Source organism: Silanimonas sp., from assembly GCF_027531545.1.
GTDB lineage: Bacteria > Pseudomonadota > Gammaproteobacteria > Xanthomonadales > Xanthomonadaceae > Silanimonas.
This window is the reverse complement of sequence record NZ_JAPZSC010000001.1, coordinates 403,296-425,489: the sequence shown is the minus strand read 5'-3', so window position 1 is coordinate 425,489 and position 22,194 is coordinate 403,296. Positions and strand designations below refer to the sequence as shown.

The 22,194-nt window shown below is 69.0% G+C and carries 18 protein-coding genes and 1 pseudogene; 9 read left to right on the top strand and 10 right to left on the bottom strand.

Annotated elements, in window-relative coordinates; genetic code table 11:
- Nucleotides 1–9: 9 nt before the first annotated feature.
- Nucleotides 10–573 (bottom strand): hypothetical protein, encoded by a 564-nt coding sequence (locus O9280_RS01890; protein ID WP_298338075.1) that lies wholly within the window; start codon nt 571–573, stop codon nt 10–12.
- Between the two features lie 81 nt (nt 574–654).
- Nucleotides 655–2,343, bottom strand: a complete 1,689-nt coding sequence (locus O9280_RS01885) for an SLC13 family permease (RefSeq protein ID WP_343228720.1) — start codon at nt 2,341–2,343, stop codon at nt 655–657.
- A 155-nt stretch (nt 2,344–2,498) separates the two neighbouring features.
- Here O9280_RS01885 and O9280_RS01880 point away from each other — a divergent pair, with 155 nt between their 5' ends.
- Nucleotides 2,499–3,470 carry a YafY family protein gene (locus O9280_RS01880; protein ID WP_298338072.1) on the top strand — a complete coding sequence of 324 codons (972 nt, stop codon included), beginning with the start codon at nt 2,499–2,501 and terminating at the stop codon, nt 3,468–3,470.
- A 7-nt stretch (nt 3,471–3,477) separates the two neighbouring features.
- Nucleotides 3,478–4,404, top strand: a complete 927-nt coding sequence (locus O9280_RS01875) for a patatin-like phospholipase family protein (RefSeq protein ID WP_298338070.1) — start codon at nt 3,478–3,480, stop codon at nt 4,402–4,404.
- Here the strand turns inward: O9280_RS01875 and O9280_RS01870 are convergent.
- Entirely contained in the window at nt 4,398–5,447 is a 1,050-nt protein-coding gene (locus tag O9280_RS01870; protein WP_298338068.1) for a hypothetical protein, read from the bottom strand. The genes O9280_RS01875 and O9280_RS01870 overlap by 7 nt on opposite strands.
- A gap of 95 nt (nt 5,448–5,542) precedes the next feature.
- The gene (locus tag O9280_RS01865; RefSeq protein WP_298338066.1) at nt 5,543–6,124 is read right to left on the bottom strand and encodes a lipocalin family protein; all 582 of its coding nucleotides are present in this window, start codon (nt 6,122–6,124) and stop codon (nt 5,543–5,545) included.
- 258 nt (nt 6,125–6,382) lie between these two features.
- Here O9280_RS01865 and O9280_RS01860 point away from each other — a divergent pair.
- The 6 genes and pseudogenes from O9280_RS01860 to O9280_RS01835 form a co-directional block, all read left to right on the top strand.
- Nucleotides 6,383–8,404, top strand: a pseudogene (locus tag O9280_RS01860) (prolyl oligopeptidase family serine peptidase); the annotation flags it as partial.
- A complete protein-coding gene (locus O9280_RS01855; RefSeq protein ID WP_298338064.1) occupies nt 8,404–10,557 on the top strand; it encodes a S9 family peptidase in 2,154 nt (717 codons plus the stop codon). The pseudogene O9280_RS01860 and the gene O9280_RS01855, both read left to right, overlap by 1 nt.
- A 376-nt stretch (nt 10,558–10,933) precedes the next feature.
- A complete protein-coding gene (locus O9280_RS01850; RefSeq protein ID WP_298338062.1) occupies nt 10,934–11,200 on the top strand; it encodes a helix-turn-helix transcriptional regulator in 267 nt (88 codons plus the stop codon).
- Nucleotides 11,201–11,202: 2 nt separating this feature from the next.
- Nucleotides 11,203–11,673 carry a hypothetical protein gene (locus tag O9280_RS01845; protein WP_298338060.1) on the top strand — a complete coding sequence of 157 codons (471 nt, stop codon included), beginning with the start codon at nt 11,203–11,205 and terminating at the stop codon, nt 11,671–11,673.
- A gap of 281 nt (nt 11,674–11,954) precedes the next feature.
- Complete coding sequence (locus tag O9280_RS01840; protein ID WP_298338058.1) at nt 11,955–13,640, top strand: alpha-amylase family glycosyl hydrolase; 1,686 nt, start codon at nt 11,955–11,957, stop codon at nt 13,638–13,640.
- Between the two features lie 40 nt (nt 13,641–13,680).
- Complete coding sequence (locus tag O9280_RS01835) at nt 13,681–14,859, top strand: GGDEF domain-containing protein (RefSeq protein ID WP_298338057.1); 1,179 nt, start codon at nt 13,681–13,683, stop codon at nt 14,857–14,859.
- A gap of 9 nt (nt 14,860–14,868) precedes the next feature.
- Here O9280_RS01835 and O9280_RS01830 read toward each other — a convergent pair whose 3' ends face one another.
- Complete coding sequence (locus O9280_RS01830) at nt 14,869–15,459, bottom strand: sulfur transferase domain-containing protein (protein ID WP_298338055.1); 591 nt, start codon at nt 15,457–15,459, stop codon at nt 14,869–14,871.
- Between the two features lie 11 nt (nt 15,460–15,470).
- Nucleotides 15,471–16,547 (bottom strand): LacI family DNA-binding transcriptional regulator, encoded by a 1,077-nt coding sequence (locus O9280_RS01825; RefSeq protein WP_298338053.1) that lies wholly within the window; start codon nt 16,545–16,547, stop codon nt 15,471–15,473.
- A 63-nt stretch (nt 16,548–16,610) separates the two neighbouring features.
- Between O9280_RS01825 and O9280_RS01820 the strand changes: the two genes are divergently transcribed.
- Nucleotides 16,611–17,930, top strand: coding sequence for a hypothetical protein (locus O9280_RS01820; RefSeq protein ID WP_298338051.1), 1,320 nt, complete (start codon nt 16,611–16,613; stop codon nt 17,928–17,930).
- A gap of 35 nt (nt 17,931–17,965) precedes the next feature.
- On the opposite strand, the gene O9280_RS01815 is transcribed toward O9280_RS01820, so the two are convergent.
- The 4 genes from O9280_RS01815 to pgl are packed head-to-tail and all read right to left on the bottom strand — an operon-like array spanning nt 17,966 to nt 22,186.
- Nucleotides 17,966–18,622, bottom strand: a complete 657-nt coding sequence (locus O9280_RS01815) for a bifunctional 4-hydroxy-2-oxoglutarate aldolase/2-dehydro-3-deoxy-phosphogluconate aldolase (protein ID WP_298338049.1) — start codon at nt 18,620–18,622, stop codon at nt 17,966–17,968.
- On the bottom strand, nt 18,619–19,653 hold the full coding sequence (gene glk, locus O9280_RS01810; RefSeq protein WP_298338047.1) for a glucokinase: 1,035 nt from the start codon (nt 19,651–19,653) through the stop codon (nt 18,619–18,621). The genes O9280_RS01815 and glk overlap by 4 nt, the downstream gene beginning before the upstream one ends.
- Complete coding sequence (gene edd / locus O9280_RS01805) at nt 19,650–21,476, bottom strand: phosphogluconate dehydratase (protein WP_298338046.1); 1,827 nt, start codon at nt 21,474–21,476, stop codon at nt 19,650–19,652. Before edd ends, glk begins: the two co-directional genes overlap by 4 nt.
- Nucleotides 21,476–22,186, bottom strand: a complete 711-nt coding sequence (pgl, locus tag O9280_RS01800; protein WP_298338044.1) for a 6-phosphogluconolactonase — start codon at nt 22,184–22,186, stop codon at nt 21,476–21,478. Before pgl ends, edd begins: the two co-directional genes overlap by 1 nt.
- Nucleotides 22,187–22,194: the final 8 nt, after the last annotated feature.

Here is a 22,194-nt window from a genome sequence, read left to right as displayed (position 1 = left end):
ATTGCGCCTTCAGGGAATGCGGATGTCCGCGCTGCCGATGTCGCGGTAGCGCACGCGCACGACTTTGCCGCGCCCGGCCGCGCCCTCGTCCACCTCCATCTGCAGCAGCGTGTCGCCGTCGCCGACCCAGGCCGTCGAGGTGACCGGCTTCGGGTGTTGCGTCGTGAAGCGGTAGACCTTCGCGGTCTGGCCGTCGAGCGTCGCGTCGGGCAGGGCTTCCACCACCATCGACTCGCGCTGCTTCCGCATCGCATCCTCGTTGCGGTAGGCGTTGACGATGGCATTGACCGGCACCGGCACGGTCAACAGCCGGCCGCCCACGTCCATCTGCGCCTGGCCACCGCTGACGATCATCGTCGGGCCACCCTGCGCATTGACTATGCGGTAGCGGTCCGGGGCCTGGAATTCCATGTCGACGTACTTCTCGCCGCTGCCGGCATCGCTCATCGAGGCGCGGAACGAGGGGGCGTCGAGCAACTTGTCGAAGGCGCGGGCGAGCTCGGCCTTGGCATCGGCCAGTGCCATGGTGGGCAGCGTGAAGGCGAGGAGGAACACAGCGGCGGACAGGCGCATGGGGGGATCTCCGGCGGGGTTGGGGGTGCCCCAGCGTAGCGCCGCCGCGTTTCCGCCGCGATGGCGGCGGGCCACTCGCCGTCAGAACGGGAAGTGGCTTGGGATCAACAGTACGGCTAGCACGAAGAAGATCAAGTTGAGCGGGAGGCCGATCTTCATGAAGTCCGAGAAGCGGTATCCGCCCGCGCCGTAGACCATGGTGTTGGTCTGGTAGCCCACCGGCGTGGCGAATGCCGTCGATGCTGCGAACATGACCGCGATCAGCATCGGCTTGGCATCCACGCCGAGGGTCTCCGCCGTGCCGAGCGCGATCGGTGTCAGCAGCACCGCCGCGGCGTTGTTGCTCATGATCTCGGTGAGTACGGCAGTCACCAAGTAGAGCGCCGCCAGTGCGGCGATCGGACCGAAACCGCCGAGCGGGGCCAGGGTGTACTCGACGATGATCCCGGCGAGGCCGCTGTCGCGCATCGCCACGCCCAGCGGGAACACACCGGCCAGCAACACGATCACGCGCCAGTCGATCGCGGCATAGGCTTCATCGGGTTCGAGGCAGCGCAGCAGCACGAGCGCGATGCAGCCGAGCAGGGCCGCCTCCACGATCGGCATGATCCCGGTGGCGGCGAGTGCGACTACGCTGGCCATCACTCCCACCGAAATGAGGGCGCGGGTCCACTCGATGCGCTGATCGTTTCGCTCCGAAACCACAACGAGAGCCGGGTCGCGGCGCAGGTCCGGCAACTCGCGATCCGGCACGCTCAGCAACACCAAATCGCCGGCGGTGAGCGGCAAGGAGCGCAGCTGCTCGGCCACGCGTTGGCCACGCCGGTAGATCGCGATCACTTGCGATTGGTGTTGCTCCGGCAGGGCGACTTCACCCAAGGTGCGTCCTTCCAGCCGGCTGTTCGGTGCCACCATCGCCTCGATAAGCACGCCACGCTCGCCCTGCGGCACGGCGTCCAGCCGCAGCCCGTGGGCTTGCGCGAAGGCGGTGAGCTTCGGCCACTCGCCTTGCACCATCAGGCGATCGTCGACGTCGATGGCGGTGCTTCGTGGCGCCCAGTGGTTTTCGTCGCCGCGGATCAATTCGAGGACATAGACGCGATGCGTCTCCATGGCGCGTATGTCGGCCACCATCCGCCCGATCAGCGACGAACCTGCCGGCACACGCAGCTCGGTGACGTACTTCCCGATCTCATCGCTCGCCGGCAGGGCCGGTGCTTCGCGCTCCGGCAGCAGGAAAGGGCCGGCGATCAGCAGGTAGGCGACGCCCACCCCCATGAAGATCAGGCCGAGCTCGCCGAACTCGAACAGCGTGAAACCCGGTTGGCCCGACGCCTTGGCAATGCCGTTGACCAGCAAGTTGGTCGAGGTGCCGATCAGCGTGCAAACCCCGCCCATCTGCGCGACGTAGCTGAGTGGGATCAGGAATTTCGAGGGCGCGCGGCGGCTGGCGACCGCGGCGGCCAGCAGCAGCGGCAGGAACACGGCGACCGCGGCCGTATTGTTGATGAAGGCCGAGACCGGCCCGACCACGGCGAGCACGATCGCCAGCATGAGCCAGGGGTTGCGGACGCGCGACAGCGCGCGGCCCAGCCCGAGCAAGGCACCGCTGCGGGAAAGCCCTGCACTGAGTACGAACATCGCTGCGACGGTGATCGTCGCCTCGCTGCTGAAGCCGGCCAACGCGTCGTCCGGGTTGACCAGGCCAAACACCAGAAGTGCCGACAACACCATCAGGGCGATCACGTCGACCCGCAGCCGTTCGCTGATGAACAGCGCAGCAGCAGCGATGAGGATGGCGAGGGTCAGCCACGCGTCCAGAAGGAAAATCCTGTTGGGAGGGTGGGCGCCAATCTACCCCAGCGATGGCGGTGGGGCGGCGGCTTTGCGATGCTATCCACCCCCGCGTCGAGTCCGAGCCGCCGATGGACCGTTACGAACGCATCCTCGCCCTGCACCGCAGCTTGAAGGGCGCGCGCCTGCCGGTGCCGCTGCAGCGCCTGATGGACGAACTCGGCTGCTCTCGCGCCACGCTTTACCGCGACATCGCCTTTCTGCGCGATGCGCTCGGCGCGCCGCTGGAGAGCACCGACGGCGAGGCCAGTTTCCGCTACCTCGAGAAGGAGGCCGAGCGCTTCGAACTGCCCGGCCTCTGGCTGAGCTCCGACGAGCTGCATGCGCTCACTGCCGCGCAGCAGCTGCTCGACCGCACGGGTCCCGGCATTCTCTCGGCGGCGATCGCGCCGCTGAAGGGCCGCATCGATTCCCTTCTCCAGCAGCACGCGGGCGGCAAGCGTTGGCCGATCGAGCGCGTTCGGGTAATCGGCAGCGGCACGCGGCGCGTCGATGAAGCGGCCTTCCGCATGGTCGCCGGGGCGGTGCTCGAGCGTCGACGTCTGCGCTTCGAATACCTCGCGCGCTCCACCAACACGCGCACGCAGCGAAATGTCTCGCCGCAGCGGCTCACCCACTATCGCGACAACTGGTACCTCGACGCCTACGACCACGAGCGCGAAGCGCTGCGCAGCTTTTCGGTCGATCGCATCGCCCATGCGCGCATCGACGAGGCCACCGCCATCGACCATCCCGACGCCGAGCTTGATGCCCACCTCGCGTCGAGCTACGGCATCTTCAGCGGCGCGCCCAAGGCCTGGGCGACGATCCGATTCAGCGCCAAAGCCGCGCGCTGGGTCGCCGACGAGCATTGGCATTCGAAGCAGGAAGGCCGGCTGCTGTCCGACGGCCGCTACGAACTGCGCGTGCCCTACAGCAATGCGCGCGAGCTGCTGATGGACGTGCTGCGCTACGGCCCGGATGCGGAAGTGATCGAGCCGACGCCGCTGCGCGAGCAGCTGCGCACCCTGCTGCAACTCACCGCGGCGGCCTATGACGGTTGAGGGGGCGATGCCCGCGACGCGCGGCAAACGCGTCGCCCTCGTGCTCGGCGCCGGCGGCGCCCGCGGCCTGGCCCACATCGGCGTCATCGAAGCCCTGGAGGCGAGGGGCTTCGAAATCGCGGCGATCGCCGGCTCGTCGATGGGGGCGCTGGTCGGCGGCATCCACGCCGCGGGCAAGCTCGACGCCTATCGCGACTGGGCGGACCGTCTCGAACGCAACGATGTGCTGCGCCTGCTCGACGTGACGTTCGGTGCCTCGGGGTTGATCCGCGGCGATCGTGTCATCGCGACGCTTCGCGACCTCGTCGGCGAGCACCGCATCGAAGGCCTGCCGATTCCCTACGTGGCCGTCGCCACCGACCTCGCAACGCAGCGCGAGGTGTGGTTCCAGCAGGGGCCATTGTTCGACGCCATCCGCGCATCGATCGCGATCCCGATGGTGTTCACGCCGCACGAGGTGAACGGGCGCGAGCTTGTCGACGGCGGCCTGCTGGCGCCGCTGCCGCTGGCCGCGACCCGCGGCTTCCATTGCGATTACGTGGTGGCCGTCGACCTCAACGCGCGATCCCCGCGGGCGCCGACCAGCGAGCCGGTGCCGCTGCGCGAAGCGGAGATGTTCAACGACGACGCGCCGGTGGCCCCCTCGGGCTGGAAGACGCGCGTGGCCTCGTGGTTCACCGCGCCGCCGCCGCCCGTGGGCGCCACGCCGGCGGCGCCGGCCGGTGGCATCGCCAGCCTGCTCGACCTGATGTCGCGCTCGATGGACACCATGCACTCGCAGATGACGCGTCTGCAGGTGGCGCAGGATCCGCCCGACCTCGTCATCCGCGTGCCGCGTGACGCCGCCAGCTTCTACGAGTTTTGGCGCGCGAAGGAGTTGCGGGAGCGCGGCCGCGAGTGGGCCGAGGACGCGCTCGACGCCTGGGTTCAGTAGCGCTGGATCGCGCAGCGCTTCGGCGACCGCGGTGCGGGGTCGCCGCCAAAGGCCTCGTTCGTGCAGGCCACGCCATCGCGGAATTCGCGCGTCACGCTCCGTCCGTTGTCGGCGCCGTACCAGACCGAGCGGCGGCCACGGAACTGGCAGAAGCCGCCTTCGGCCGCGCAATCGGTCCAGCCGTTGCCGGGGCCACTGCCGGGTCCGCCGCCCTGCCAGCCGCCGCCGCTGCGGAACGAGCAGTGCTTCGTTTCGCCGGGAGCCGGGTCGCCGAAGGTGCGGTTGTCGCAGCGCACGCTGCCGCCGCGGACCTCTTGGTCGGTGAAGCGCCGCTCGGAGCCATAGCGGACCGTCGCCGGGCCGGGCAGGCGACACACCTCGTTCTCGCGGGCGCAGGGCGTCCAGCCGCCGTTCCAGCCACCGCCCCATCCGCCACCACCGCCCGGGCGACCGCCGTCGTAACGCACGTCGCAGACCTTGCGTTCGCGCGGCGCGGGGTCGCCGAAGGTCTGGATGCTGCAGTACACGTCGCCGCCGCGGACGCGCCGCTCGTAGTAACGGCCGTCGATGCCGAAGCGCACGGTGGCGGGGCCATCGACGCGGCAGGTTTCGTTCTCGCGGGCACAGCGCGTCCAGCCGTAGCCGCCATCACCGCCGCCGTCCCAGCCGCCGTCGTCGTAAAGCCGCACCTCGCAGCGCTTCTGCCGGCCGAACGCCGGGTCGCCGAACATCGAGTTGTCGCACTGCAGGCTGGCGTTGCGCACTTCGCGGTATACGAAGCTGCCGCGCGCGCCGTAGCGAACCACGCCCCAGCCGCGCACCGTGCAGCGACGACCTTCCTCGGCGCAAACCTGCCAGTCGCCCGACCATCCGCCACCGCCGTAGCGGCCCGATTTCGCCCCGACCGCCGGCTGCGGCTCGCTCGAGGTTTCCGGGCCGATGTAGCCGTCGGCGGGCTGTGCCGACGCGCTGCTGGCGGAGAGTCCGGCCAGCGCGAACAGCGCCAAGGCAAGGACAGGGCGGGCGCGGGACACACTCGGCATGGCGGGCCTCATTCATTGGGGACGCGGCGCATGGAATAGCACGCGCGCCTGCGCCACGCCATGCGGTAGCCCGGCCCGTTCAGCGCCGGGCCGGCTCAGGGTGCGATCGGCGCCACGGCTTGGCCCTCGACCTGCGGCACCCGCCGCAAGGCAGTCCGATCCACGCCGTGCGCGGCGATCCGCGTCGCCAGCGCGGCCAGCCGGGCCTCGTCCATCACCGGTTCGCGCGAGAAGATCCACGCCAGCTTGCGGTCCGGCGTGGCGAGCAGTGCGGTCGAATAGTCGGGCGCCACGTCCAGCACCTGCATGCGTGTCGAGAACGGCCAGATGAACTGCACCTTCCATTCGCGGCCGCCGCTGCCTTCGACGATCGTCGAGACGCCGTTCCACGTGCGGTCGGGTTCGTCGAACGCCTTCTTGAAGACGAAGTCGTTGTCGATGCGTCCGTCGGGACGCAGGCGGTAGACGTCGCGCGTGGCGAGCTTCCCGTTCTCGAAGAAGTAGGGCACGTTCGCGACGACGTACCAGGTGCCCATGAAGCGCTCGAGGTCGACCGGAGCGGTCGCGGCGTCGGCGGGCCTGCGCGGTGTCTCCGGCGGGGTCTGGCAGGCGGCCAGCGTCAGCGCCAGGGCGGCGATCGAGGCGGCAAGCAGGGCGGGGCGGGCGGTCGCGCGCATGGGCGGCTCCGGTGGGGGATGGACGCAGCGTGGGCGCCACCGGGAGAACGCCCCGTCAAGGCCGTGAAGGTGGCGTCCGCCGTGACTTTGGTCATGCATGCCCGGGAGTGGGCGGGGGGTAAGCTCCGACGACTCCCTTCCGGCCCCCATGGAGGCCTCATGCGCCGCACGCGCCTCGCCCTTGTTCTCGCCTTGATGACCGCGCCTCTCGCCCACGCCGACACGCCCGCCCCGGCGGCCACTGCGCCGCAGCCTGCCGATGCCTGGCAGTGGCTGGAGGACGTGGAAGCGCCGCGTTCCCTCGATTGGGTGCGTGCCCAGAACGCCGATTCGCAGAGGGTCCTCGAGGGCCAGCCGGGGTTCGGCGCCCTCCGTGACGACCTGCTGGCCATCCTCGATTCGAACGCCCGCATCCCGTTCGTCGGCAAGCAGGGCGAGTACTTCTACAACTTCTGGCGCGACAAGCAGAACCCCGCGGGTCTGTGGCGCCGCACCACGCTCGAGGAATACCGCAAGGCCGAGCCCGAGTGGGAAGTGCTGATCGACCTCGACGCCATCAACAAGGCGGAGGACATGAACTGGGTGTGGCGCGGCGCCGACTGCCTGCGTCCGGCCTACGACCGCTGCCTCGTCTCGCTGTCGCGCGGTGGCGCGGATGCGGTCGAAGTGCGCGAGTGGGACAAGAGCGACCGCGCCTTCGTCGACGGTGGCTTCCGCCTGCCGGAAGCCAAGGGCGGACTGACCTGGCGCAACGCCGACAGCGTCTACGCCTACACCGATTTCGGCGATGGCTCGATGACGTCGTCGGGTTACCCGCGCATCGTCAAGGAGTGGACCCGCGGCACGCCGCTGGCCGAGGCCAAGGTGGTGTACGAGGGCACGGCGCAGGACATGTACATCGCCGGCTACCGCGACCTGACGCCGGGCTTCGAGCGTGATTTCGTCAGCCGCACCATCGCCTTCTACAACGACGAGCTCTACGTGCGCGGCGCCGATGGCGCGCTCACCAAGATCGATGCCCCCAACTCGGCGAACAAGACGCCGTACCGCGAGTGGCTGATCCTCGAACTGCGCGAGGACTACCGCGTCGGCGACCGCGTCTATCCGAAGGGCGCGGTGATCGCGGCCAAGTTCGACGCCTTCATGGCCGGCGGGCGCGACTTCGACGTGCTGTTCGAGCCCACCGACACCACGGCCTTCGTCGGCCTCACGCCGACCAAGGACCACCTGATCCTCAACGTGCTCGAGGACGTCAAGAACCGCCTGTCGGTGCTGACCTATGCGAACGGCGAATGGACGCGAGGTCCGCTGGAAGGCGCGCCGGCCTTCGGCACGGTCTCGGTCTCTGCCGTCGACGATGAGGCCAACAACGACTACTTCCTCACCGTCACCGATTACCTGACGCCGACCACGCTGATGCTCGGCACGGTGGGCGAGGCGCCGCAGGCCCTGAAGCAGCTGCCGGCCTTCTTCGACGCCTCGGGCTTCGAGATCACCCAGAACTTCGCCACCAGCAAGGACGGCACCCGCGTGCCCTACTTCATGGTCGCGAAGAAGGGCCTGGAAGCGAACGGCAAGAACCCGACCCTGCTCTACGGCTACGGGGGTTTCGAGGTCTCGCTGACGCCGGGCTACTCCGGTGGCGTCGGTCGTGCGTGGCTGTCGGAAGGCGGCGTGTACGTCGTCGCCAACATCCGCGGCGGCGGCGAGTACGGCCCGCGCTGGCACCAGGCCGGCTTGAAGGAAAACCGCCTGCGCATCTACGAGGATTTCGCCGCGGTGGCGGAAGACCTGATCAAGCGCGGCATCACCACGCCGCCGCACCTCGGCATCCAGGGCGGCAGCAACGGTGGCCTGCTGGTGGGCAACATGACCGTGCTCTACCCGCAGCTGTTCGGCGCCGTCGTCTGCCAGGTGCCGCTGCTCGACATGCGCCGCTACCACACGCTGCTCGCCGGCGCCTCGTGGATGGCCGAGTACGGCAATCCGGACGACCCGGCGCAGTGGGAGTTCATCCGCACCTTCTCGCCGTACCACAACGTCAAGCCTGACGTGGAATACCCGCCGGTGCTGTTCACCACCTCGACGCGCGATGACCGCGTGCATCCCGGCCACGCCCGCAAGATGTTCGCGCTGATGAAAGAGCAGGGCCACCCGGTCTACTACTACGAGAACATCGAAGGCGGCCACGGCGGCGCCGCCAACAACGCGCAGAGCGCCAAGATGAACGCGCTGGCGTACACCTTCCTGAAGATGAAGCTCTTCCCGGAGTCGAACTGATGAATCGCCCGACCCTGTCCCGCCGCCCGCTCGCAGCCATCGGCCTGCTGCTGGCCACCGGCTTCACCGCGCCGGCGAGCTTCGCCGCCGATGCGCCGACGCCTCCTGTCGCCGCGCAGCGCCCGCATGAAGTGAAGGCCCCGCACGGCGCCGTGCGCAACGACGAGTACTACTGGCTCCGCGACGACAAGCGCGAGAACCCGGAGATGCTCGCCTACCTCAACGCCGAGAACGCCTACGCCGACGCCATGCTGGCGCCGCTCGCGCCGCTGAAGCAGAAGCTCTACGACGAGATCGTCGGGCGCATCCAGCAGGACGATTCCAGCGTGCCGTACTTCGAGGACGGCTACTGGTACTACACCCGTTTCGAGACCGGGAAGGACTACGCGATCACGGCGCGCCGCAAGGGCACGATGGAGGCGCCGGAGGAGATCCTGCTCGACCAGAACGCCATGGCCGAGGGCAAGGACTACTTCCAGGTCGGCGGTTGGGAAGTGAGCCCGGACGGCAGCAAGCTGGCCTGGGCCGAAGACCTCAACGGCCGCCGGCAGTACACGATCAAGGTGAAGGACATCGCCACCGGTGAGCTGCTGGACTCCGCCATCACCGGCACCAGCGGCAACATCGTCTGGGGCGACGACAACAAGACGATCTGGTACGTCGAGAACGACCCGGAGACCCTGCTCAGCACCCACGTCAAGACGCATGTGATCGGTACGCCGGCGAGCGACGACAAGCTCGTCTATACCGAGACCGACAACAGCTTCTACATGGGCATCGGCCGCACGCGGTCGAAGCAGTACATCTGCATCGGCGTGGGCAGCACCGTCTCCTCGGAGCAGCGCTGCACCAAGGCGGCCAGCCCGGGCGAGTTCACGGTGGTCGCCCCGCGCGAGCGGGACGTCGAGTACAGCGCCGACCATTACGCCGGCCGTTGGGTGATCACCACCAACTGGAACGCTCCGAACTTCCGCATCATGACCGCCGCCGAGGACGCGCTCGGCAGCCGCGAAGGCTGGAAGGAGCTGGTGCCGCACGCCGGTGACGTGTTCATCGAGGGCGTGGAACTGTTCGATGGCTACATGGCCATCGGCGAGCGTTCGAACGCGCTGCGCCGCATCCGCATCCTGAAGGACGACGGCCGCAGCGACTTCGTGAAATCCGACGAGCCGGCCTACACGATGGGTCTCTCCGTCAACGCGATGCCGGACACGCCGTGGGTGCGCTACACCTACACCTCGCTCACCACGCCGGCGACGACCTACGAGATCAACGTCGAGACCGGTGAGCGCAAGCAGCTCAAGCAGGATCCGGTGCCGGGCTTCGATCCGACGCAGTACGTCACCGAGCGCGCGTGGGTGCCCTCGCGCGACGGCACGGTGCGCATCCCCGTCTCGATCGTCTACCGCAAGGGCTTCGAGAAGAACGGCGAGGCCGCCCTGCTGCAGTACGCCTACGGCAGCTATGGCAGCTCCTCCGACCCGGGCTTCAGCCGCCTGGTGCCCAGCCTGCTCGACCGCGGCATGGTCTACGCGATCGCGCACATCCGTGGCGGCCAGGAGATGGGCCGCGCGTGGTACGACGGCGGCAAGCTCTTCAACAAGATCAACACCTTCACCGACTTCATCGACGTGACCGACTGGCTGGTGGCCAACGGCTACGCCGCCGAGGACCGCGTGGCCGCGATGGGCGGCAGCGCCGGCGGCCTGCTGATGGGCGCGGTGGCCAACATGGCGCCGGAGAAGTACGACGCAATCATCTCGCAGGTGCCCTTCGTCGACGTGGTGACCACGATGCTCGACCCGAGCATCCCGCTCACCACCAACGAGTACGACGAGTGGGGCAACCCGGAGAAGAAGGAGTTCTACGACTACATGCTGTCGTACTCGCCGTATGACCAGCTGGCCGCCAAGGACTACCCGGCGATGTTCGTCGGTACCGGCCTGTGGGACTCGCAGGTGCAGTACTTCGAGCCAGCCAAGTACGTCGCCCGCCTGCGCGCGAAGAAGACCGACGACAACCTGCTGGTGTTCCGCACCAACATGGAGGCGGGCCACGGCGGCAAGTCGGGCCGCTTCCGCCGCTTCGCCGAAGCCGCCGAGCAGTACGCCTTCATGCTCGACCAGCTCGGCGTGGAGAAGCGCGCGGAGTGAGGCGACTAACGCTCATCCGATGAAAGAAGAACCCCGGCCAAGGCCGGGGTTTTTCTTTGCAGATACGGCGTTGCCTCGACCGTGTGAAACCGCCGCCAAGAGTGGGCATTCGCAATGCCATGCGATGTCGCGTTCTCTTCGGATGCCGAACGCTAATCAAGACCGAGGGTCGTCGCCCTCGCCAAAATCCCTCTGCGACGTATCCATGCGCCCAAGCACGAGTCGCGCCTGTTGGCGGCGAATCGTGCGGGCTGAGAGGTGAACTGCGCGGTGGGTGTCCCATAGGTCATCAGTTGGGTAGACGAAGTGTGGTGCATGCACTACATTGTGTTGCCATTGAACACCTTACTGCCGCCATAGGGCCACACAGCACAACGTGAGAAAACGTCAGGAAAAGACCCAAGTCCACAACCGCATCAGCGTCTTGCGCGTCGAGCGCGGCCTGAGCCGCCAAGCGCTGGCGGAAGAAGTGGGTGTGTCGTTCCAGACCATCGGTTACCTCGAGCGCGCCGAGTACAGCCCCAGCATCGAGTTGGCCCTGCGCTTGGCGGCCTTTTTTGATGTCCCCGTTGAACAGGTGTTTTCGCTTGCGCCGTTTCCGCCCTTGTCGGAAACGTTGCGTTCCGCTGATAGAGGAGCTTGAGAATGACGTCTTCGTTTGGCCGCACGCGAGCACAAGTCTGGCCGGGGTCGACCGCACGCATAGCCACCGTCGTCATCCTTGTGGGCTACCCGGTCGGCGCTCTTGTCAGGCTTCTCCACCCCGACACCGTCCTTGATGTCTTGGGACTGGCGATGATCGCGATCGCCGGCCTCGTTGCTGCCGCATTCACGGCAACGTATGCCTATCAGTTGGTCAACCGAAAGGAGGATCAGCTCGACGAACGGGAACGCTACGTTCGATACCGGGCCCATACGGTTGCCTACACCGGAATCGCTGCGATCCTCCTACTGGGGACCATCTATCTGCAGCTGGCATTTGATTTCGGTTGGTGGATGCCCGAAAACCGCGGGCACTGGGAGGCCATCTTCTGGGGAGTGCTGATCGCTGTCCTCACCCTTCCGGCAACCTGCCTCGTTTGGAGCGACAGGAGCTCGGAGAGCGAGATCGAGTGATTGATTCGCGTAGCGTCATCGTGCGACTGGATCGGAGCACCTTGGAGCGATAGGAGACCGTCCGACATTCCTCCGCCATTGGGGAACGACTTGGTCTACATGCGAACAAGTCCAACGACCGCTTGGGTCGGAAACGGCCCATCAATCCCTGCGTCGCCGACACCTCGGCCGTTAGGTGCTCGTGAGCATCGAGGCTGCATTCGAATGCATCGCCCCTGACCGCCGACGGCGACTCGACGTCCCGCCGATACACTCGGCGTAGTCCCTTAGGTCCGAATCCGATGCGCCCGCGCCACCTGCCCACCCTATTCGCCGGCCTGTTGGCCGCCTCATCTGCTGCAGCGCAGCAGCCCGTATCGGCATCAACGCCGCCGGGGTCGTTCGTCGGCACCACCGAGCCGATGGCGGCGCACGCGGTTTACTTCGTGATGACCGACCGCTTCGTCAACGGCGATCCATCGAACGACCATCGTGAGCAGGGCCTGCCCGACCACGGCACCTGGGGTGGGCCGGTGCCGGGCGCGCCGCCGGGCAAGGAAGATTTCGTCGGCTACCTCGGTGGCGATTTCCGCGGCCTGCTCGACAACGCCGGCTACATCCGTGACATGGGTTTTGGCGCGGTGTGGCTCACACCCATCGTCGAGCAGCCCGACGAAGCCTTCAGCGGCGGCACGCCAGCCGCGTGGGCGAAGATGTTCACCGACGGCGGCAAGTCCGGCTACCACGGCTATTGGTCCACCAACTTTTATGAAATCGACGAGCACCTGCCGTCGGACGGCCTCGATTTCCGCGCGCTGACGGCCGGCCTGCGCGCGCGCGGCCTGAAGACCGTTCTCGATGTGGTCGCGAACCACGGTTCGCCGTCGTTCTCCGCGCCGACCCAGCGCGATGCCTTCGGCAAGCTGTTCAACGAGGCTGGCGAGTTGGTCGCCGACCACCAGAACCTGCCGCCGCGGCGCCTGAAGCCGTCGACGAACCCGCTGCATGCGTTCTTCCGTACCGAGCCGGACATCGTCGAACTGTCGAACTTCGACGAAACGAATCCGGCGGTGATCGACTACCTCGTGGGCAGCAGCCTGAAGTGGCTGGGGCAGGGCGCCGATGCCTTGCGCCTCGACACCATCAAGCACATGCCGCTGCCGTTCTGGAAGACCTACGCGGATCGCCTGCGCGCCGAGCATCCCGGCCTCTTCATGTTCGGCGAGGCCTTCACCTACGAGCCCGACGTGCTTGGCGCATTCACGCAGCCGGAGAACGGCGAGATCAGCGTGCTCGACTTCCCGCTGCAGAAGGCGATGGGCGAGGTGTTCGGCAAACGTGATGCGGGTTACGAGGCGATCGTTCCGGCGCTGTTCCTCGACGGCGGCCCGTACGCGAACCCCTACGTGCTGATGACCTTCTACGACAACCACGACATGCCGCGGCTCGACGCCGACGATGCCGGGTTCATCAACGCGAACAACCTGCTGTTCACCGTGCGCGGCATCCCGGTGGTCTACCAGGGCTCGGAAGTGGGCTTCATGCGCGGCACCGCCGAACACGCCGGCAACCGCAACTACTTCGGGCAGGCGCGCGTCGATGCGGCGTCGTCGAACCCGATCCACGCGGCCCTGAAGCGCATCGCGACGCTGCGGGCGAACACGCCGGCGCTGCAGCGCGGCCTGCAGGTCAATGTCGAGTTCCAGGGCGATCGCGCGGCGTTCTACCGCGTGCTGGAGCAGGATGGCGTGGCGCAGACGGCGCTGGTGCTGCTGAACAAGGGCGACCGCGCGGCGCGCTTCCGCATCGATGAGCTCGCCCAGCCGGGACGCTGGCGCGAGGCGCTGGGCGGCGGCACGCGCGTGCTGGCGGCGGGGGAGGCCTTCGAGGCCGAGGTGCCCGCGAATGGCGTGCAGGTCCATCTGTTCGAGCAGCCGATCACCGCCCCGGCGCTGCGGGCCGCCGTGGAGGCCGCGGTCCGTCCCTGAGCTTCGCGGTTGAGGCGGTTGCACGGCTATCCTGCTAGTCATGCAAGACCTCCTCCTCCATCAGTGGAGTGTCACCGTCCAATTCACGGCCTCGGTGATGCTCGCGGTGTTCATGACATCGCTGGGGCGCACCCTGGCCGGGGACGACACGCGCTGGTGGGTGCGCGCCTTCCAGGCGAATGCCCTCGCCTTGGCGGTGGCGGCGGGTAATCTGCACGAACTGTTCGACCCTTCCCTCGACCCGTGGATGCGCGGCATCTACACGGGCAGCAAGACGGCCTTCATCGTTTGTCTCGCCTTGGGCGTCCTGGCCTTCCGCGACGGATCGGCGGGGCGTTTCTGGACCGGGCGGCGTGTCGTTGTCATCGCTCTTTTCGCGGCCGTGCTGGGCGGCGCCCTGTCCTCCGACAACGGGGACGTGCGGGGCTGGCATGGCTTGCTGCTGGTCCTCGTGACCGCGTGGGCCGCGTTCCACTGTTTCCGCTATCCAGGCGACGAGTTGCACTGGCTCGGATTCGGCCTCGTCGTCCGTTCGACGCTGGGCTTGATCCAGATGCTGATGCATTTCTCATCGAGCGTGTCGTTGGAACTCGGCCTTGAAGGTCTCGTGGGACGAACGCAGGCCGTGCGCTCGGCATTCGATTCCGGTGCGGAGTGGCTGGTCCTCCTCGGGGTCGTCGTCGCGGTCACGCGGCGCTCCGAAAAAGCACTGCGTCGAAGCCACGAAGAGCTGCAGCGCACCAATGCGGCCCTCGTGGACGCCGTCCAGCGCGATCCGCTCACCGGCTTGGGAAACCGTCGCGCCTTGGCGCCGCTGCTGGAAGTGGCGGGCCGCGACGGCGCCACGCTGCTGTTCTTCGACCTCGATGACTTCAAGGCCTTGAATGACCGTCATGGCCACGATGTCGGTGATGCCTGCCTCCGACGGTTCTCGGCCGCCCTGCGCGACCGGTTCGCCGACGCGGATGGCGTCATCCGCTATGCCGGGGACGAGTTCGTCCTCGTCGATGCCCGGAATGCGCCGGACATCCTGGCGATGCGGCTCGAAAGCCTCCGTGCCGAGTTGTCCCGGCCTTTCGCAGGAACGCCAGCCATCCCGTTCAGCGTGGGCATCCATCGCTTCCCCGCAGGGGTCACCGACGTCGCCCGCGCGCTACGCGAGGCCGACCAAGCGATGTATCGCGACAAGGCGGATCGGCGCGCGAACCCGCGCGCCTGACGCGGCCGATCAGCCGCGCGGCGTGTCCGCGTAGTCGAGGCGCAGCGGTTTGTCGAGCAGGCGTTCCATCGGCAGCGGCCACAGGCCGAGCGGGCCGACGCGGCGCATCGCGTCCTCCGGGCTCAGGCCCTGCTCACGCACCAGCCAGGCCGCGTAGAGGTGCGCGGCGCGCGTGCCGCTGGCGCAATGCAGCAGCACGTCGCCTTGCCCGTTCGCCATGGCGGCGCTGAACGCGTCGAGTGCCGCTGGGGTGAAACCGGCATTGCCGGCGATCGGCAGCAGCGTGTAGCTCATGCCCTTCGCCTCGGCCGCCGCGGCCTCGTCGAAACCGAGCGTCGCCATCTCCTCGGGCGTGCGCAGGTTGATCACGCGGCGGACGCCCTTCGCGCCCAAGGCTTCGAGGTCGGCGGCGAGCGGCTGCGGTGCGATCAGCACGCTCCCGTCGCGCACCACGCGGGTTTCGAACGGCGGGGGCGGTGGCGTCGCGGGGGCCGTCGCGGCCGGCGGCGCTGGAGCTTCGGCGCGCGGCGCGCCGTCGCTCATGCAAGCGGACAGCGTGGTCGCGCCCAGGGCGAGGACGAGGATCGGGAAACGGCGCATGCGCGAACTCCTCAGCGGGTCTTGCTGGATTTTCCGACGGGCTTGGCGGTGGTGAGGCCGACGCCGCTGGAGCGGCGGACCACCAGCGTGGGCGTGAGCACCTCGCTCACCGCCGACTCGCCGCGGATCTCGCGGATCAGGGTGTCGACGAGCTTTTCGCCCGCGAGCTTGGTGTCCTGCAGCACGCTGGTCAGCGGCGGGTTGGTGAAGGCGGCCACCGGCTGGTCGTCGAAGCCGACCACGGCCACGTCCTCGGGGACGCGCAGCCCGTGCTCCATCAGCGCGCGCATCGCACCGATCGCGATCAGGTCGCTGGCGCAGAACAGCGCGTCGAAGGCCACGCCGCGCGCGAACAGCGCCTGCGCCGCGGCGTAGCCGGCCAGCTCGGTCGAGTCGATGACGTCGATCTGCAGCGCCGCCTCGGTGCTCAGCTTCGCCGCCTGCAGGGCATCGCAGAGCCCGAGGTAGCGGTCGCGGAATTCCGGCGCGGTGGGTTGGTTGGCCCCGAGGTAGGCCACGCGCTGGCGGCCCAGCGAGGCGAGGTGCACGCCGACCTGGCGACCGCCGTCGCGGTTGTCGCTGCCGATCGACATGCCGGGCTGGCGTTCGAACACCGGCCCCCAGCGGACGAAGTGCGTGCCCTGCTGGACGAGGCGGTCGAGCTTGTCCCGGGTGAGGAACCAGTCGCCGTAGCCGAGCAGGATCAGGCCGTCGGCCTTGTGCGCGTCCTGGTAGTCGGCGTGCCAGTCCTCGCTGAACTGCTGGAAGCTCACCAGCAGGTCGTAGCCCTGCCGCGCGCAGGCGCGGGTGATCGAGCCCAGCATGGTGAGGAAGAACGGATTGATCAGCGTGTCGTTCGGGGTCGGGTCCTCGAACAGCAGCAGCGCCAGCGTGACCGAGCTCTGGCGGCGCAGGTTCGAGGCGTTCTTGTCGACCTTGTAGTTCAGCTCGCGGGCGATCTCGCGGATGCGCTTGCGCGTTTCCTCGCTGACCAGCGGGCTGTCACGCAGCGCGCGCGAGACCGTGGCCTGCGAGACGCCGGCACGGTAGGCGATGTCGAACGAGGTGGGGCGGGATTTCTGGTTCATGACGCCGGCAGGATACCGTTACCGGCGTTCCCCCCGACAGACGCTGCACACTCGATGATCACCTTGCTGAAACCTGCCCTCATCGCGCTGCTGCTCGCCGCGACCAGCGTGGTGGCGCACGCCGCCGAGCGGACGGTGTACCGCGGCATCCTGGAAGGCGCGGGCGAGATCGTCATGGAGCTGCAGGTCGCGAGCGACCCTCAGGCGGCTGCCGCGGGCGAGTGGGAGGGGCGTTACTTCTACCCGAAGCGCGGCGTGGACATCCCGCTGGCGGGCCCGCCGGGCGCGCTTGTCGAGCCGAGGCCGCTGAACGCGCTTTCCGATACCGAGCGCCAGGCCATCGGCGATTGGACCAAGGGTGCCTTCGAGCATCCGGCGGCGCGTTTCGAAGGCCATGTCGTCGACGGCGAGTACGCCGGCCGCTGGATGCCGACGGGTGGCGGCCGGGCGCGCGCGTTCCGGCTGCACGAGGTCGCCCGCTACGATCCCGAGGCAGCGTCACCCCGCGCCCACAGCGACGTCTCGATCAACAGCACGCCCTATCTGTTCCTGAAGCTGCACGGCCACGCACAGCCCGTCGGTGAAGCGATCGGGGACGCCACTGTGGCGTACCGGATGTGGGTCGATCCGCGCACGGTGGTGCCCTTTCCGCGGCTTGAGCGTCACCCGGATGCGCGTGCCTTGGCAGCGACCAATCGCCTGCTCGAACGGATGCACTGGCGCCTGAGCGACCAGGCGCTGGGCTGTGCCGGCACGGCCTACACGGAATCTCACCCGGCAGCGGGCAGTCTCGGCGCCATCGACGACGAGAGCGTGCAGGTCGAGTTCCTCAGCGCCGCGCTGATGTCGATCCGCGAATCAGGCAGTACTTACTGCGGTGGCGCCCATCCGAACAACCACAGCGATCCCTACGTGATCGACATCGCCCGTGGCGAGTTCCTCGACTGGAACCGCGCGTTCGACGCGTTCGTCGAGGGTGAGTACGGGATCGTTCAACCTTCTTCGATGCTGACTGACTTGGCGAGGCATGTCGCGGCGGATGATCGCTACGTTCATCCTGGCCTGAAGCCCTGGCTGCATGCGGAGGAAGCCGATGCCTTCGACACCCATGGCGATGACGCGATCGAGTACGCGGGCTGCGGCCTGTGGCCTGAGTACCTGGGCTTGTCGCTCGAAAGCCCGGACCGGCTGGTGTTCAACGTCACGGGTGTCGGCCACGCATTGGGCGTGTGCCTCGGACCGCACGCCAGTCTTCCCTTCACCGCACTCGAAGAGCTGGTGGAGCCACCGCATATCGGATCCGATGCGAAAGGGCTGCTCCTGCCTTCGGTGCTTCCCCACGCGTCGCTGGAACGAGCGGGCGCAAGGGGCCAGCGGTGGTAGCAGGTCGTAGCGCCCGCCCGCGCAGCCTCGCTGGCTCAGCGGCCCACGTGCAACCCCGCTGCCTCGCGGGCCAGGCGCTCGATGCGCGCCCAGTCGCCGCCGGCGATGGCGTCCTTGGGCAGCATCCACGAGCCGCCGACGGTGCCGACGTTGGGCAGGGCGAGGAAATCCGGCGCGCTCGCCGCGTCGATGCCGCCGGTGGGGCAGAAGCGCACCTGCGGGAAGGGCCCCGCGAAGCCCTTCAGCGCGGGGATGCCCCCCGAGCTGACCGCCGGGAAGAACTTGAAGCGCTGGTGCCCGTGGGCCAGGCCCTGCATCACTTCGCTGGCGGTGGCGACGGCCGGCAGCCACGCGATCGGGCTGGCGTCGGCGGCGTGGTAGAGCGCCGCGGTCGCACCGGGGCTGATGGCGAAGGTGCAGCCGGCGGCGGCCGAGGCCTCGAGGTCGGCCGGGGCGAGCACGGTGCCGGCGCCCAGCACGGCGCCCTCGACTTCCGCGGCGATGCGGCGCATGCCCTCCAGCGCCGCGGCGGTGCGCAGCGTCACTTCCAGCACCGGCAGGCCGCCGGCCACCAGCGCGCGCGCGAGGGGCACGGCGTCCTCGACCCGGTCGATGACGATCACGGGCAACACGGGGGCCTTGGCGAAGACGGCATCGACGGCGGCGTTGCGCGCTTCGGTGGTCCAACTCATGCGGGGTTCTCCGATTGGCGCAGGGCACAGGCGGCGCCGAGCAGTCCGGGTTGCGGGTGGGTGATGACGTGCAGGCTCACCTTCTCGAGATACGCGGCGAAGCGGCCCTTGGCAAGGAAGCGCTCGCGGAAGGCGCTGCTCTGCAGGAAAGGGATGAAGCGCGGCACGATGCCGCCGGCGATCATCACGCTCTTCGCGCCGTGGATCAGCGCGGTGTCGCCGACCACGCTGCCCAGCACGGCGCAGAAGCGGGCCAGCGTGCGGCGGGCGTTGAGGTCGTGGCCTTCCAGCGCGGCTTCCACGATGGCGGCGGGTTCGCGAAGCACGGTGGCGCTGTCCCCCAGTGGGCTCGGGCCGCTGCCCGGATCGCGCAGCGCGGCGTCGATGTGCGAGAGGCCGACGCCGCAGAGCAAGCGCTCGTTGCTGGTGCGGCCGAAGCGCTGGTTCATCCAGCGCTGGATCTTGTGTTCCTCCTCGCCGATCGGCGCGAAGCTCACGTGGCCGCCCTCGGTCTCGACGACCTGCCAGCCGCGCGTCGCCTCACCGACCAGCATCGCCACGCCCAACCCAGTGCCCGGCCCGAGCACGCTGATGGGGCCGCGCTGCGGAAGGGCGGCGTCGCCGTGCAGGCAGACGACATCACCGGGCGACAGGGCGGGCACCGACCAGGCCACCGCGCCGAAATCGTTGATCACGTCGAAGCGCTCGAAGCCGAGCACGCCCTGCAGCTCGCTCCGCGAGAAGGCCCACGCCCGATTGGTCAGGCGGATGGCGTCACCGTCCACCGGGCAGGCCACCGCGATGGCGGCCTGCGCCGGCTTCTGCCCGACCTCGGCGAGGTAGGCCTCCGCGGCGTGCTGGAGGCTGCCGTACTCGCAGCACGGCAGGGTGCGGACGTGATGCATGTCCGGACGCGCCGCGGCGAGGTCGGTCAGCGCGAAGCGCGCATTGGTGCCACCGATGTCGGCGATCAGGGCGGGGCGCTGCAGCGCCGGCGCAGCCGCCGATGCATTGGCGATCGCCGCGCTCACAGACCCGTGCTCCCGAACAGCGCGCAGGCGCCGTCTTCGGCCGAATCCACGCATTCGCGGAACACCGCGAACAGCTCGCGACCCACCCCGAACTGGTTGCCGGCGAGGTCCATGGGCGCGTGCGTGCGCGCGGCCCACTCGGCCTCGGGCACGTCGACCTCGACCGTCGAGGCTTCGGCGTCGATGGTGATGATGTCGCCGTCGCGGAGCTTGGCGATGGCGCCACCCGCGACGGCCTCGGGCACGAGGTGGATGGCGGCCAGCACCTTGCCCGAAGCGCCGCTCATGCGGCCGTCGGTGAGCAGGGCCACGCGTTGGCCGCGGTCCTGCAGCAGGCCGAGCGTCGGCGTGAGCTTGTGCAGTTCCGGCATGCCGTTGGCCTTCGGCCCCTGGCGACGGATCACCGCGACGAAATCGCCGTCGAGCTGGCCGGCCTTGAAGGCAGCGAGCAGGTCGTCCTGGTCGTCGAAGACCTTGGCCTGCGCGGTGATGCAGCGGTGCTCCGGCGCGACGGCCGAGATCTTCACCACGGCGCGGCCAAGGCGGCCGGTGACGAGGCGCAGGCCGCCTTCGGCGTCGAAGGGCTCGGCCACGGGGCGCAGCACGTTGAGGTCGCCGCTGGCGGGCGGCGGTTCGCGCCACGTGAGCCGCGTGACCTCGAGGTGCGGTTCGAGCGACTGTTGGCGCAGGTCACCGCCGTGCACGCACTTCAGGTCGCCATGCAGCAGGCCGGCGTCGATCAGTTCACGGATGACGAAGCCGAGGCCGCCGGCAGCGTGGAAGTGGTTCACGTCGGCCGAGCCGTTCGGGTACACGCGCGCCATCAGCGGCGTCGCGCGCGAGAGTTCGTCGAGGTCGTCCCAGGTGATGCGCAGGCCGGCGGCGCGCGCCATGGCCACGAGGTGGATCACGTGGTTGGTCGAACCGCCCGTCGCCGCGAGGCCGACCATCGCGTTGACGATGGCCCTTTCGTCCACCGTGTGCCCGATCGGCCGCCAGTCGTCGCCGAGCGCGGTGACGCGCAGCGCCTGTTCGGCCGCCGCGACGGTGAGCGCGTCGCGCAGCGTGGTGCCGGGGTTCACGAAGGCCGAGCCCGGCAGGTGCAGGCCCATCACTTCCATCAGCATCTGGTTGCTGTTGGCGGTGCCGTAGAAGGTGCAGGTGCCGGCCGAGTGGTAGCTCGCCGATTCCGCGGCCAGCAACTCGTCGCGCGTGGCCTTGCCCTCGGCGTAGCGCTGGCGGACCGCGGCCTTCTCCTTGTTCGGCAGGCCGGAGGGCATCGGGCCCGCGGGCACGAAGACCACCGGCAGGTGCCCGAAGGCCAGCGCGCCCATCAGCATGCCGGGCACGATCTTGTCGCAGACGCCGAGCATCACCGCGGCGTCGAACATGTCGTGCGAGAGCGCCACCGCGGTGGCCTGCGCGATGGTGTCGCGCGACCACAGCGAGAGTTCCATGCCGGTACGGCCTTGGGTGACGCCGTCGCACATCGCCGGCACGCCGCCGGCCACCTGCGCGGTGCCGCCGGCATTGCGCGCGGCCATCTTGATCAGCTCGGGGTAGGTCGCGAACGGCTGGTGCGCCGACAGCATGTCGTTGTAGGCGGTGACGATGCCGAGGTTCGGCTTGACCTGGAGCTTGAGCGCGTCCTTGTCGTCGCCCGAGGCGGCGAAGCCGTGCGCGAGGTTGCCGCAACTGAGGCGGGCGCGGGCCGTGCCCTTCGCGCGGGCGGCCTCGATGCGTGCGAGGTAGGCGGTGCGCGTCGGCGCGCTGCGCTCGCGGATCCGTTCGGTGACGCGTTCGACGACGGGATGCAGCGACATCAGGGGCTCCAGTGGATCGCGAGGTCCGGCGCGGCGGCCAGCAGGGCGTGGATGGGGGCGTCGGTGGCGGGGCGGGTGCGGGCCGATTCCAGCACGGCGCGCTTGGCCTCGCCGGTGATCATCAGCAGCAGCGAGCGCGTGGCCACGAGGCGCGACAGCGTGAGCGAGATGCGCGGAAACGCCGCTTCCGGCGGCAGCGGGTCGGGCGTGAGCGCGACGACGGGCGCGCGGTCGCCGGCGTCGAGGGCCGAGGGCGGCGTGACCTGCGGAAACAGCGAGGCGAAATGCGCGTCGGCACCCATGCCGAGCAGCACGGCGTCGAAGGCGCGGTGGGCGAGCGGCGAAAGACTGGCCTCGGCGGTGGCGCCAGCCTCGGCGGCAATGAAGGCGCGCTCGGCTTCCGGCACCAGCGGATGGATCGTCACGCCGTTCGCGGCGGCGAAGGCGTCCGCGAGCGCCCGCTCGTTGCGCTTCTCATGCATCGCCGGAACCCAGCGTTCGTCGCTGGCGACAAGGTGCACCTTCGACCACGGCAGGGCCATGGCCGCGAGCCGGCGGTAGGCGGCGAAGGGCGTGCTGCCGCCCGCCAGGGCCAGCCAGGCCTCGCCGCGGGTGGCGATGCCCTCGCGGATCGCGGCGGCGAGCGCCTCGGCGACGGTGGACGCCAGCGTTTCGGCGTTCGCGTGTTCGGTGATCGGCAGGGGACTCATGGGCGCGG